General features: G+C 66.1%; 11 protein-coding genes. 4 read left to right on the top strand and 7 right to left on the bottom strand.

Annotated features, from left to right (window positions below; all coding sequences use genetic code 11):
* Positions 1-423: 423 nt before the first annotated feature.
* Positions 424-1,236, bottom strand: a complete 813-nt coding sequence (locus WEB06_05005; protein ID MEX2554970.1) for a hypothetical protein — start codon at positions 1,234-1,236, stop codon at positions 424-426.
* Positions 1,237-1,531: 295 nt separating this feature from the next.
* Here WEB06_05005 and WEB06_05010 point away from each other — a divergent pair, with 295 nt between their 5' ends.
* Positions 1,532-2,695, top strand: a complete 1,164-nt coding sequence (locus WEB06_05010; GenBank protein MEX2554971.1) for a cation:proton antiporter — start codon at positions 1,532-1,534, stop codon at positions 2,693-2,695.
* Between the two features lie 5 nt (positions 2,696-2,700).
* On the opposite strand, the gene WEB06_05015 is transcribed toward WEB06_05010, so the two are convergent.
* Positions 2,701-4,788, bottom strand: a complete 2,088-nt coding sequence (locus WEB06_05015) for an MASE1 domain-containing protein (GenBank protein MEX2554972.1) — start codon at positions 4,786-4,788, stop codon at positions 2,701-2,703.
* A gap of 186 nt (positions 4,789-4,974) precedes the next feature.
* On the opposite strand from WEB06_05015, the gene WEB06_05020 reads away from it, so the two are divergent.
* Positions 4,975-5,898 carry a D-isomer specific 2-hydroxyacid dehydrogenase family protein gene (locus WEB06_05020; protein ID MEX2554973.1) on the top strand — a complete coding sequence of 308 codons (924 nt, stop codon included), beginning with the start codon at positions 4,975-4,977 and terminating at the stop codon, positions 5,896-5,898.
* 1 nt (position 5,899) lies between these two features.
* On the opposite strand, the gene aceE is transcribed toward WEB06_05020, so the two are convergent.
* Positions 5,900-8,596, bottom strand: coding sequence for a pyruvate dehydrogenase (acetyl-transferring), homodimeric type (gene aceE, locus WEB06_05025; GenBank protein MEX2554974.1), 2,697 nt, complete (start codon positions 8,594-8,596; stop codon positions 5,900-5,902).
* 39 nt (positions 8,597-8,635) lie between these two features.
* On the opposite strand from aceE, the gene WEB06_05030 reads away from it, so the two are divergent.
* On the top strand, positions 8,636-8,770 hold the full coding sequence (locus tag WEB06_05030) for a hypothetical protein (GenBank protein MEX2554975.1): 135 nt from the start codon (positions 8,636-8,638) through the stop codon (positions 8,768-8,770).
* A gap of 17 nt (positions 8,771-8,787) precedes the next feature.
* Positions 8,788-9,420 (top strand): hypothetical protein, encoded by a 633-nt coding sequence (locus WEB06_05035; protein ID MEX2554976.1) that lies wholly within the window; start codon positions 8,788-8,790, stop codon positions 9,418-9,420.
* 6 nt (positions 9,421-9,426) lie between these two features.
* Here WEB06_05035 and WEB06_05040 read toward each other — a convergent pair whose 3' ends face one another.
* The 4 genes from WEB06_05040 to WEB06_05055 form a co-directional block, all read right to left on the bottom strand.
* Positions 9,427-11,259, bottom strand: coding sequence for an acyltransferase family protein (locus WEB06_05040; protein MEX2554977.1), 1,833 nt, complete (start codon positions 11,257-11,259; stop codon positions 9,427-9,429).
* A 24-nt stretch (positions 11,260-11,283) separates the two neighbouring features.
* On the bottom strand, positions 11,284-11,694 hold the full coding sequence (mscL, locus tag WEB06_05045) for a large conductance mechanosensitive channel protein MscL (GenBank protein ID MEX2554978.1): 411 nt from the start codon (positions 11,692-11,694) through the stop codon (positions 11,284-11,286).
* Positions 11,695-11,708: 14 nt separating this feature from the next.
* Positions 11,709-12,605 (bottom strand): TIGR03619 family F420-dependent LLM class oxidoreductase, encoded by an 897-nt coding sequence (locus WEB06_05050; GenBank protein MEX2554979.1) that lies wholly within the window; start codon positions 12,603-12,605, stop codon positions 11,709-11,711.
* Positions 12,572-13,092 (bottom strand): amidase family protein (locus WEB06_05055; GenBank protein MEX2554980.1); only part of this gene is annotated, 521 nt, incomplete at its 5' end. The genes WEB06_05050 and WEB06_05055, both read right to left, overlap by 34 nt.

Genomic DNA, 13,092 nt, shown 5'->3' on the forward strand with positions numbered 1-13,092 from the left:
TCGAGTAACTTCAAGGACCGCCTATTGTCTGGGTGAGCCTTTGCAATAAGCCACGGTGGGAGCGGATCGTCTCTTTCGCGGATGTCATTCAGCAAGACGTCAATTAGGGTGTCCGAGGCACGTACCCCTTCGATAGAGGTTCCCTGACGCCCAATCGCAATAGCGCCATAGATCCACGAACGCGCGGGCTCGCTCCCCAGGTTTGTACGGGCGTGCGCAACAACCCCGAAGTGGTAGTCGTTATGGAACAGAAGTAGGAGCCTCTGGTCAGCCCTTGTATTTAGATTCGTGTCAGAGAGGGAGTCCCGCCTGATCCACGTTTGCACGATTCGTTCGTAGTCGGGTCCTTCCGCCCTTGTACACGTGAAAGCTTGGAGCAGAGGTCGGTCGTTCTTTTCGGCTGCGCGCGCCCAAGTTGCCACACTAGCCGAGAATCCGAATCTTTTGCGTTGGGATTCGAACCGTGTCACCGGCCGCACGTCGTTTACGAAGCTCTGCCCAAACCGCAGGCGATGGTTCGACCGGTTCGAGAAGCTCCGTCAGATGCTGGCTGAGGGCAGTCGCTTCTTCCGATGAAGGGAGGTCCCTGCGAGCATTCGGATCCCACACGGCCGGCACGAGCTCTAGCAGTGACTGACCTTGAAACAGTTCGGAGCGTAGTAGAGCGAAGTCGCCGATTGCTATCGAGGAGGCTTCGGTAAGGAGGCGCTTGACCTCGACGATTTGATGGGCAGAACTCAGAATCTCGAGTGATGCCCAACTCTCGCTCAACGTCTTCACGATTCCAAACTGCTCATCAATGAGATCCTTTAACGGCTTGAATGTGTCGCGGACTCGCTCGATCTCCTGCGCTAAAGGAAGGAGCTCATGGACAAGTTGATTACGAAGATCCTTGAAGGCCTGGAGCGTTTCGAGCGGCAGCTCTAGTGCGACTGCGACGTCGGCCAGCCTGGTTTCCCAACGAGCCTCTTGTTTCTCGGCCTCTGTGGCGACCCTTACAGCTTCTTCGTCGTCGCCATGGCGCGCTAGAACAGCGGCATCTAAATTCAATGCTGAGTAGACCCAGACTTGTCCGGCCAACCGATTGCGTCGACGAACCTGAATTCGGAACCCGCGAGAAATAAGGCCGCGCTTCCTCAGCGTACGAAATGTGCGCTCCTTTGGAGTCGTTCCAGGCCGAAACGCGCGAACGATTTCATCTCGGTCCACAAGGGGAAAGCGCCCTACCCAGTCCATGCCTGTCACTCCCACTCTCGAGACTGCAAAACGCAGTCTCGATAATTATCGGCAGAAGACAGCAAGAGCGCAAGCGTCATTGGAATTACACGACTGTAGTTCGAACCTGACCTATTTGTGACTCCTGAAAGGGGCCGAGCCGCGTCCGGCTCGTGCTCGGCACCCGTCGCCATCGGGAGCAAGACCAGGAAGGACACGCTTCCACATTCGCTCTCCTGGACTACGCCCCGCCGAACCAACACCGTAGAAACCAAACTCACCTGGCCGCTCGGGCCCAACCGACTAACCTTCCGTCGTGGACGCGGCGCGCCTGCTCGAGCTCGGGGGCCTCATCCTCGCCCTCGCCGTCCTCGCGCGCCTCGCCAGCCAGTTCGCCATCCCGGCCATCCCGTTCTACCTGCTGGCCGGCCTCGCCTTCGGCGAGGGCGGGCTCCTCCCGCTCGGCACCACTCACAGCTTCGTCGAGATCGGCAGCGAGATCGGCCTCATCCTCCTGCTGTTCATGCTCGGCCTCGAGTACTCGGCTCGCGACCTCATCACCACGATGCGTCGCTCGGTCCCCACCGCGCTGTTCGATGTCGTGCTCAACTTCACGCCGGGCTTCCTCGCGGGGTTCTTGCTCGACTTCGGACTGGTGACGTCCCTGTTCCTCGGCGGCGTGACGCTCGTGACGTCGTCGGGGGTCGCGGCCAAGATCATCTCGGACCTGGGGTGGTCCGGCGGGAGGGGGGCGCAGTTCGTCGTCTCGGTGTGCGTGATCGAGGACCTCACGATGGCCCTGTACCTGCCGATCCTCGGCGTGCTGGTGGTCGGGGGAGCCACCCTCGCAGGGTTCGGGTCGGCGGCGCTCGCCGTGCTGGGCGTGATCGTGGTGCTTCTGCTCGCGATGCGCGTCCAGGTCGGCATCAGTCGCCTCGTGTTCAGCACGTCGGAGGAAGCGCTGCTGCTGACGATCCTCGGGCTCGCGCTGCTCGTGGCCGGCCTCGCGGAGCTGATCGACGTCTCGGCCGCGGTCGGCGCACTGCTGATCGGCATCGTCCTGTCCGGTCCGGCTGCGCAAAGCGCCCGCCAGCTCCTCGCCCCGCTTCGCGACCTGTTCTCGGCGTTCTTCTTCGCTTTTATCGGCCTGCAGGTCGACCCGGCGTCCCTGCCGCCCGTGCTCGGTGCGGCGGCCCTGCTCGGCTTCGTTGGGATCGCGAGCAAGGCTCTGACCGGCTGGCTCGCGACGAGGAACAGCGGGATGGAACGCCGGGAGCGCGTGCGCGCAGCAACCGGGCTCGTCGCTCGGGGTGAGTTCTCGCTCGCGATTGCCGGGCTCGGCGTGACGTCCGGGCTCACCGTGAAGCTGGCATCGGTGACGGTCGCCTACGTGCTGCTGCTCGTCGTGATCGGCCCGATCCTTGCGCGAGTGTCCGACGTGGTGATGCGCCGGAATGAGGCGCTGACGAGCGAGGACTGACGCCTCTAAGCTGCGCCTGCCGCCTCGCCGGGGGAGAGCTCGCCGACCGGAGCCGACGGCAGGAGCACACGGAACGACGCGCCGCCGCCGGGTCGTTCCTCCAGCCAGGCGCGACCGCCATTCAAGTGTGCGAAGCGGGCGACCAGCGACAGCCCGATCCCGGTGCCCGGCGCGTGTGAAGGGGTGTCTCCCTGCCGGAACGGCTCGAAGATGACGCTGCGAAGATCGGGCTCGACGCCGGGCCCGGCATCTTCGACGACGAGGACCGTGCCCGAGCCGTTCGGCTCCGCGCGCACCCAGATCTGCGTGCCGGCCGGCGTGTGTTTCGAGGCGTTGATGAGCAGGTTCTCCAAGATCCGCTCCACGTGCGAGGGATCGGCCAGGAGCACCGCGCCGTTGAGCTCGAGGTTCACCCGATGCGCGTCTCCCATATCGAGCGACTCCAAGATGCGAAGGGCAAGATCGCGCAGGGGGGTCGGTCGGGGTCGTGGCTCCAGAACACCCCGGTTGAGGCGATCGAGGTCGAGCAGATCCATCAGCAGCTTGTGCAGGCGCCGGGCGTTCGCGCTCAGGCGGCTCAGCAAGTAGCGGCCGTCGTCGGTGTTGAGTGGGATGTCGCGACGCTCAAGCGTGTCGGCCACGCCGATGATGACGGTCAGCGGCGTCCGCAGCTCGTGGGACACCGCCGTAAGCAGCGAGTCCTTCATCTCGTCGAGCGCGAGCAGCCGCCGCGCCACTTCCCTCTCGCTTTCGTATGCGGAACGGAGCGAGTCCTCGACGGCTTTGCGTTGCGTGATGTCGTGACAGAACCCGGCGAGGCCGACGAGCACACCCGTTCTTTCGTCCTGAACGGCTTCGCCTCGACCGTGAACCCATCGCATGACGCCGTCCGGCCGCACGATCCGGTATTCGTGGTCGTAGGATCCTGAGGTCGCAACCGACTTCTCTATAGTCGCCTTTATCCGTGGACGGTCGTCGGGGTGCACGATCTCGAGGTAGCCCTCGAAGGTTGCGGGGAACTCCTGCGGCGTCTGGCCGAAGACCCGGTACATCTCGTCCGTCCACGTGACCCGATCTTCCGCGATGTTCCAGTGGAAGGAACCGACATGGGAGAGCGCCTGCGCCTCCAGCATCCGTTGTTCGCTGACGCGCAGCTCGGCGGTCCGTCGCTCGACCCGCTCCTCCAGCTCATCCGCGGCCTTCTTGAGCGCGATCTGCGCGCGGAGGCGTTCGGACGAGACGGCGGCGAGCGAGAGCGATGTGATCGCTACGGCCACGTTGAATCCGTGCAGCGCAAGCAGGCGCATGGTCGGGGAGAGACCCGCGAACGGAGAGCCACTGCTCGTCCCTTGGACGAGAGCGACCCCCGCCATCAGAACCGTGAGGGTCGCGGCGCCTCGCTGATGGAAACGAAGCGCTGCCCACAGCACCAAGGGGAACACGAGATACCGGAGCGGGAGCGCCGTCGTGAACACCAAGAGCGCCATCGTGAGCGAAACGGCGAGCAATGCCGCGGCCTCGATGGGACGATCCCGCACGAGCTCGGTGCCGGCTCCGCGGGAACCAAAGACCATGATCAAGGGCCCAAGGATCATCACGCCGAGCGCGTCCCCGATCCACCAGGTGAGCCACGCCGAGAAGACATGATGCCCGGGCACGATCTGCCCCGTCGCCGAGAGGGAGATCGTCCCCAGGGTGGCGCTGACGAGCATCGCGCCGAGACCTCCCACGAACATCAGCACCGCCACGTCCTTGAGACGGCTGAGTGTGGGCCGGAAACCCATGTAGCGGAGCAGGGCCCCCGCCATGAGCGGGGCGATCGTGTTGCCGACGGAGATGGCGAGCGCGGTCTCCAAGGGCGCCCCGTTGATGACGTTTGAAAGGAGGGCCCCTGCAGCGATGCCGGGCCAGATCCGAGGGCCGAAAAGGACGACCGCGGCGACGGCGATCCCCGTCGGCGGCCATACCGACGTTACGTTCGGATTGTCGACCGCCATCTGTAGCCCGGCGATGGCGCCGACCATGTAGGCGGCGGCCACCAGCGCCGTTCTCTTGGCTATGGGGGACACACGTTTGATCATCGTTTCAGTCATCGCCGCCGTATCCCCCGGTAGGTGTAGGGAAAATCACCGCCCCTACTAGAAGGTACGTAGGTGATTACCGAGCGGTCCATAGACCTTCTGAGTCATCTGGAAGCGCGAACTTGAGCGGGGTCTGGCCCGAAAGCCGACGGATTCGCCTACCTCGTCCCCGGCACGCGACCCCCTAGACTCTCGGCGGTGACGAGTCCGAAGATCGCCGTCCTTCCTTCGAACGCCGATATCGAGCAAGCCGTGATCCATGCCGGCGGAGCCTTGGTCGGGGAGGCAGAGGCCGACGGGATCGTCTGGACCGATCCGCGTGATCCCGAGGGCATTCGCGAGGTCCTCGGGCGGTCGCCGGCACGCTGGGTTCAGCTCCCGTTCGCCGGCATCGAGTCGTTCGCCAACGCCGGCGTCATCGATCCCTCCCGCACCTGGACCTGCGCCAAAGGGATCTACGGCCCGGCCACCGCCGAGCACGCTCTCGCGCTGGTGCTCCTCGCCGCTCGGGAGCTTCACCGGCATGCGCGCACGCGACGCTGGTTGTCGAACAAGGAGTTAACCGCAACGCGGCGGGTGGCCGGTGGGACGGTGCTCATCGTCGGGACCGGAGGGATCGGGACCGCGCTGGCCGAGATGCTCCGCCCGCTCGGGCCGCGGCTGCTCGCGGTCAACCGTTCCGGCCGGGGGTTGGAAGGCGCCGAACGGACCCTGCCGTTCACGCGGATCGCTGAGCTCCTCCCCGAAGCAGACTGGGTCGTGCTCGCGGCCCCGCTCACGGCCGAGACCGCGAAGCTCGTCGACGCGGAGGCGCTCCGCGCGATGAAGCCGAGCGCGTGGCTCGTTAACGTCGCGCGGGGTGGACTCGTCGACACCGAGGCACTCGTCGAGGCGTTGCGCGACGGGCGGATCGCCGGTGCGGCGCTCGACGTCACCGATCCCGAGCCGCTCCCCGACGGTCACCCGCTTTGGGAGATGGAGAACGTGATCATCACCTCGCACGCCGCGAACACGTTCGCGATGGCGATCCCCGAGCTGAAGGCGCTCGTCGAACGCAACGTGAAGCACTTCGCCAAAGGGGAGGCGTTGGAAGGGCTGGTGGACGTCAGCCTGGGGTACTGACTCAGGCGGTGCGCGGGTCGGGTGCTTCGGAGTTGATCTCGTAGCGCGCGATCGCTTCCGCGACCTCTTCCGGCTTGGCTTCGCCGGCTTGGGCGAGAGCGTGTAGCGTCGCCACCACCACGTTGCCGGCGTCCACCTCGAAGTGGCGTCGCAGCGCGGCGCGGGTATCGGAGCGGCCGAAGCCGTCGGTCCCCAGCGGGACGAACGGGCCCGGCACCCACCTGCTGATCATGTCCGGAACCGCTTTCATGAAGTCCGTGACTGCGATGACGGGGCCGCCGACCTCGGCGAGCGTGGAGGTCACGAACGGCACCCGCGCCGGCTCGTTCGGGTGCAGGCGCGACCACCGCTCGGCCGACAGCGCCTCCTCGCGCAGCAGCTTGTAGGACGTCGCACTCCAGCACTCGGCGGCCACGTCGTGATCCGAGGCGAGCAGCTCGCGTGCTTCCATCGCGGCCTTCCATGCAACACCGCTGAACAGGATCGTCGCGTGGCGGGACGGCCCGTCGGGCGCGGTCGCGAATCGGTACAGTCCGCGGAGCACGCCGTCCTCAACCCCGTCGGGCATCGGAGGCATCGCGTAGTTCTCGTTGTACAGCGTGAGGTAGTAGAAGCAGTCCTCGGGCTCGCCGCCGTACATCCGCTCGATGCCGTCACGGACGATCAGCGCCAGCTCGTAGGCGAAAGCCGGGTCGTAGGTTCGGATGTTCGGCACGGTCGACGACAGCACCAATGAGTGCCCGTCCTCGTGCTGCAAACCCTCGCCGTTGAGCGTCGTCCGGCCGGCCGTTCCCCCGCAGAGGAAACCCCGGCCGCGGATATCGCCGAACTGCCAGATCAGATCCCCGACCCGCTGGAACCCGAACATCGAATAGAAGATGAAGAACGGCACGGTCGGCACACCCCAGGTCGCGTAGGAGCTGCCGGCCGCCTGCAGCGAGGCCATCGACCCAGCTTCGGTGATGCCCTCCTCGAGGATCTGGCCCGTCTTCGATTCCTTGTAGGTGAGGAGCATCCCCGCGTCGACCGGCTCGTAGAGCTGTCCGAAGGGCGCGTAGATACCGAACTCGGCGAACAGCGGGTCCATGCCGAACGTGCGCGCCTCGTCGGGGATGATCGGTACCACCCGAGCGCCCATCTTCTTGTCGCGCATCAGCGCACGGATGATCCCCGTCAGGGCCATGGTGGTCGACACCGCGCGGTCCTTGGATCCCTGCAGGAAGGCGTCGAAGGTTCCCTCGGCCGGTTGTTCGAGCGGCTCCCATGACGACCGTCGCTTGGGCACCGAGCCGCCTAACACGCGCCGGCGCTCCATCAAGTATTCGTGGATCTCGGAGCCCTCGGCCGGCCGGTAGTAGGGCGGCAGCTCCTCCTCCTCGTCGACCGCCTGTTCGGGGATCTCGTCCTGGAGGTAGAGGCGCTCGCGAAGCTCGCGAAGCTGCTTCGACGACATCTTCTTGATCTGGTGGGTGACGTTGCGGGCTTCGATGTCGGGGCCGAGCGTCCAGCCCTTGATCGTCTTCGCGAGGATCACCGTCGGAGCGCCCTCGTTCTCGGTTGCGGCGCGGTAGGCGGCGTACAGCTTGCTGTAGTCGTGACCGCCGCGCGGGAGCATCCGGAGCTCCTCGTCGGAGAGGTGCTCGACGAGTTTCCTGAGCCGCTCGTCTGGGCCGAAGAAGTGCTCGCGGATGTAGGCCCCCGACTCGGTCGCGTACTTCTGGAACTCGCCGTCGAGCGTCGAGTCCATCTTGGCCACGAGGACGCCGTCGTGGTCCTTCGCGAGGAGCTCGTCCCACTTCCGGCCCCAGATGACCTTGATGACGTTCCAGCCGGCGCCGCGGAACACCGCCTCGAGCTCCTGGATGATCTTGCCGTTGCCGCGGACCGGACCGTCGAGCCGCTGCAGGTTGCAGTTCACGACCCAGATCAGGTTGTCGAGCTGCTCGCGAGCGGCCAGCGACAAAGAGCCGAGCGTCTCCGGCTCGTCGGTTTCGCCGTCGCCGACGAAGCACCACACCTTCGAGGTCGAGGTATCCACCAAACCCCGATGGTTCAGATAACGGTTGAATCGCGCTTGATAGATCGACGCCAGCGGCCCGAGTCCCATCGACACCGTCGGGAACTCCCAGAACTCCGGCATCAGACGCGGGTGCGGATAGGACGACAAGCCACGGCCGCCGAGCTCGCGCCGGAAGTGATCGAGCTGATCCTCGGTGAAGCGTCCCTCGAGGAACGCGCGCGCGTAGATCCCCGGCGCCGCATGTCCCTGGAAGGAGATCAGGTCGCCGGGGCGCTCGCCGTCCTTGCCGTGGAAGAAGTGGTTGAAGCCGACCTCGTAGAGCGACGCCGAGGAGGCGTAGGTCGCGAGGTGTCCGCCGATACCTTCGGAGAGCATGTTCGCGCGCGTGACCATGACGGCGGCGTTCCAACGGATAAACGCGCGGATGCGGCGCTCGATGTGCTCATCGCCGGGGAACGGCGGCTCCTTGTCGGCGGGGATCGTGTTGACGTAGTGGGTAGAGACGGTCGCGGGGAATCCAACCTGTTCCTCGCGAGCGCGCTCGAGAAGCTTGATCAGCAGGTACCGGGCGCGCGTCTTGCCTTTGCCGTCGAGCAGCGCCTGGAAGGACTCGAGCCACTCGGCGGTCTCCTCCGGATCGGTGTCCGGGACCTGGCGTGCGAAACCGTCGATGATCATGTCATCACCATTATCCCTATCGGGAGCCGGGGCAACCCTATGAAGTCCGAAACGCCAGGTTATGCGGGGCGGCTCGAGTGCGATCTCGACGGCGGACGACGTCCCGACCACGAGGTCGAGGAGCTGCGTCGCCGCCACGGTGACGCAACGGTGCTCGCGTGGGAAGCGCCCTGAATGAATAGATTTACCGCATGACTTTGAGGCGGGCTCTCCTCGCAACGTCGATGCTTCTTTCGGCGCTCACGGCCAGCGTGAACGACCAGGGCCCGGACGACACGCCGCTGTCGGCCGGGGAAGAGAGGCCGGCGGCACTGGGTACATCCACGGCGGCCGGTGGACCGTTGCTCGCGATAGGCGACTCGCTCATGGTCGGGGCGGACCGGCATGGTCATCTCGGCGCGATCCTCGCGCTCGACGGATGGGAACTCGAAACCATCGCCGAGAACGGCCGGAGCGTCTCGTGGGCGATCGGCGAGATCGAAGACCGCGACGATCCCGTTCCCCGCAACGTCGTGGTCGCGCTCGGCTCGAACCCCGGTTTCTCGAGCGACGGGTTCGCGGAAGACGTTGCGGCGTTGCGCGAGCTGCTCGTCGAGCGCGGCGCGAGGCGCATCGTGTGGATCCCGCCGTATCACACGGACCCGGACCGCTACCGGGAGAAGATCGCGATCCTGACGGCGACAGACCAAGCCGACCGGCGCCTCGTTGTGCCCGGTTGGGGGGCGGTGCTCGACGCTCATCCGGAGTGGGTGCGGAGCGACGGCATCCACCTCACGGAGGACGGCTACACAGCGATGGCGGCGTTCATCCGGGACGTGCTCTGACCGATATCAGAGGACCGAAGCGTTCGCGATCAGCCGCGAATAGCAACGGGCCCCGATCGCGCTCAGGTGCGTCCCGTCCTTACCGAAGGTCTTGGCCGGACACGTTCTCCAGAGCTTCTTCCAATTCAACAGCACGGCACGACCCGCGTGCCGTTGAACCCCGGCCGCAAGGGTTTGGTTGTTGGAGGACTCCCATCGTCGGGGCACGCGAACATTGACGAAAACGACCAGCTCCACGCCGGAGAGGATCCGCATGATGCGGTCCACTTGAGCGGACAGCCACCGTCCGTTGTTGCCGAGGTGGATGATCACCACGCGTCCGATCCTGCCCTCGCTCTTCAGCCGCTCGAGTGCCGCGATCCCGTCCTTCACCTGCCGCGCCACCGCGGCATCGATCAGGATGCGCCCGAAGCGGTTGCGCAGCGCCGACCTGGCGCTGGTCATCACCGAGTCGCCGATCGCGACCGGCGGCCGGACGTCGACGGGCGCGTGTGGGGTAGGCAGGGCGAAGACCATAGGGTCGGTGCTGTCATCCTGATCGAGGACGCCTACGAGTGAGGACTGATCGGCCGCCTCAGCGAGCGGGGGTGCGGCGTTGAGGATGTTTGCGGTCAAGGAGGCGAGCAGAAGCGACGCGATCGCAGTGGTTCCGACGAGCCGCAGCGCGGTTCGCTGGCGCACGCCGCCCGGGGTTCGCAAGCTTTGCCATATGCGAGCGGATAGGCGGCCGAGCGCGCCGTTCCGGACCGGCTCCTCGATGAATCGATAGGAGAGCTCGGCGAGGGTCAGCGTCGCGGCGGTGCGCATCGCGAACGCCGTTCCGAGCGTGATGTCGTAGTCAACGCCCGGCCGGGTCACGACGAAAACGGGGAAGTACCAGATGTAGATGCCGTACGAGCGCTTGCCGAGCCACCGCAGCGGCGAGCTGCCGAGGACTTTCGCGACCCGGGCATCGGGATGAACTGCTGCGCCGACCAGGGTGGCCGTCGCGAGAGCGACGAGCAGCAGGCCGGGGCGATACGTGAACGAGGAGAGATCGTCGAAGCGCATGAACGCGAACACCAAGAACGCGAGCGAAGTGAGGGTAGCGCCGTCGAGCGCCCACCTCGGCACGCGCGGCCGGTCTTGCGCCGGCTTCGCGAACGGCCGCCACACGACCGCAAGGGCGGCGCCGATCAGGAGGCCCGCGGCGCGGGTGTCGGTGCCGTAGTACACCCTGGAGGGATCGCCGCCGGCGTAGAGAAGGAACAGCGCCGCGACCGACCCGGCGGCGCCGGCCGTGATCGCCGCGGCGACACGCTTGGCCCGCCGACGCGCAACCTTCCACAACAGGAACAGGATCGGCGGCCAGAGGAGATAGAACTGCTCCTCGATCGCCAGAGACCACAGGTGGGCGAATGGAGAAGGGCGTGCGAACGTCGTGAAGTAGGAGTGGTCCGTTCCCACCAGGTACCAGTTCGATGTGTAGGTGGCCGCGGCGGCCACGTCGCCTCGGATGCGGCCGACTTCGTCGGGGAACCAGAGAACGAACGCGGTCGACGCCAGGGCGAGCATGACGAAGAGCGCGGGGAAGAGCCGGCGCGCGCGACGCATGAGGAAGGTTCCGATCGCGACCCTGCTCGTATCCAGCAGTTCCGACCAGAGCAGGGACGTGATCAGGTAGCCGCTGAGGACGAAGAAGACCTCAACGCCGAGGAGCCCGCCGGGCGCCCAGAAGATCTCGCCGTGATAGGTGACGACGGCCGCGATGGCGAGTGCCCTGATCCCGTCGAGCGCGGGCAGGGTTGGGATACGTGCGTTCGTTCCGTCCAGGAAACTGCGCCCCCTCGCGCTCAGTATACGAAGGGGGACAAGTGTCTTTGGTCAGGCAGCGGCTCCCACTTCCGACGTGCAATGCGCGCAGCGCCGCGCGTCTCTCGGGATCTCACTCAGACATTCCGGACAAGGGCGCGTGGTCGGAAGCGTCTCGGGCTGCGCTCGCGCCCGGCGTTCTTCGAGATGATTCAAGGGCCGAACGACGAGGAAGAAGACGGCAGCCCCGATCAGGATGAATGAGATGACGGCGTTGATGACGAGTCCGTACTGGAATCTACTGCCGCTGATCACGAAGCTAAGTTCTTCGAAGTTCGTCTTCCCGGGGATCGTCGTGAGCGGGGTAAGCAGGTTCGTGACAACCGAATTCACGACCGCCCCGAACGCGGCGCCGATCACGACGCCGATCGCGAGGTCGACGGCGTTTCCTCGCAGGATGAATGACTTGAATTCCTTGAGCACGACTCCTCCTTCGTTCAGCCTTTCACGGCACGGATGAACGCTTCGAGCTGCTCGACGTAGTGCTCACGCGAACGGTGGACGAAGCGCAAAGCGAGTGCGGTGGCGCCGAGCGACCGGTATGCCGTAAGGACTTGATCGACCCCGCTCGGATCGCCGATCGGATCGAGGGGAGGGTCCGGCGGGAACACCAGATCGAAGCCCGCATGCGCGTCGATCTCGTCGCGTCGTTCGTCGAGCATCGGCTTCAGCTCCTCGATCGAGAGCTTGAACGGCGACCATCCGTCGGCGAGCTCCAGCGCCCGGCGGAGCGACCGCTTCGTTCGCCCGCCGATCCAGATCGGGACCCGCTCCTGGACGGCGTGCGGCTCGACGACGAACCCCTCGTAGTCGAAGTAGGTGCCGTGGTAGACGGGCGTCCGCTTCGAGAGGGACGCCCGCAGCGCTCGCAGCGCGTCGTCGCCCCGAAGGCCGCGGTCCTCGAACGGCGCGCCGAGCAGCTCGAACTCCTGCTGTAGCGAGCCCACGCCGACGCCGAGGATCAGCCGCCCGCCGGACAGCCGGTCGACGGTGCCGTAAGACTTCGCGATCTGCAGCGGGTGGTAGTAGCCGAGCACCACGACGTACGAGCAGAGCTTGAGACGTTGTGTCCGCGCTGCGATGTACGACATGGTCGCCACGGGATCCCAGTAGACGAGGCCGCGAACGTCGGCAACCTCCTCGGGGATCGCGACGTGCCCTGGGAAGCACATGAAGTCGTACCCGAGCTCGTCCGCGGCCCGGGCGACGAACGCCAGGTCGTCGATCCCGGCGTCGAACTCCCACCGCGGCGGGGTGAACCGGGGGTTGCGGTGGACGATGGGGGGTACGAGCCCGAATCTCATGGCGACACGGCCGGCCACCGATCGGCCCACGGCGTGGCCTGCTCGAGCTGTGACGCGACGCGGATGAGCAGATCCTCACGCCCGTACGCGGCGACGAGCTGGACGCCGACGGGCAAGCCGTCGCTCGACCGGCCGAGCGGGAGCGTGATCGCCGGCTGGCCGGTCGCGTTGAACGGTGCGCAGAGCATCGCGAAGGACGCGCCGCGAAGAAGTCCCTCGAGCGGGTTCTCCGGTAAGCCGCGGAAGTGCCCCAGCGGCGGCGGCGGCTCGGGCAGGGTGGGCGTGAGCAGGAGGTCGAAGCCGCCGGTCCACCACTCTGCGATCCGGCGGCTGTGCACCAGAACCTGTTCGCGAGCGAGGAAGAACTGCGGCGCGGTGAACGAGCGGCCGAGCTCGGCGATGGCCCACGTCGCCGCCTCGACGTCGCCGGGCCCGATCTCTTTCCCGGTTCTCTGCGACCAGCTCGCGATGCCCGCGGCGACCGACGTCGCGAAGAACGTCAAGACGCCGCTCGCGA

Source organism: Actinomycetota bacterium (assembly GCA_040905475.1).
In the GTDB taxonomy this organism is placed as follows: Bacteria; Actinomycetota; AC-67; order AC-67; family AC-67; genus DATFGK01.

What these genes read in the sequence shown, in the direction of transcription:
- WEB06_05005 (MEX2554970.1), bottom strand. Translation starts at nt 1,236, where the DNA reads ATGGACTGGGTAGGGCGCTTTCCCCTTGTGGACCGAGATGAAATCGTT.
- WEB06_05015 (MEX2554972.1), bottom strand. Translation starts at nt 4,788, where the DNA reads ATGACTGAAACGATGATCAAACGTGTGTCCCCCATAGCCAAGAGAACG.
- aceE (MEX2554974.1), bottom strand. Translation starts at nt 8,596, where the DNA reads ATGATCATCGACGGTTTCGCACGCCAGGTCCCGGACACCGATCCGGAG.
- WEB06_05030 (MEX2554975.1), top strand. Translation starts at nt 8,636, where the DNA reads ATGAAGTCCGAAACGCCAGGTTATGCGGGGCGGCTCGAGTGCGATCTC.
- WEB06_05035 (MEX2554976.1), top strand. Translation starts at nt 8,788, where the DNA reads ATGACTTTGAGGCGGGCTCTCCTCGCAACGTCGATGCTTCTTTCGGCG.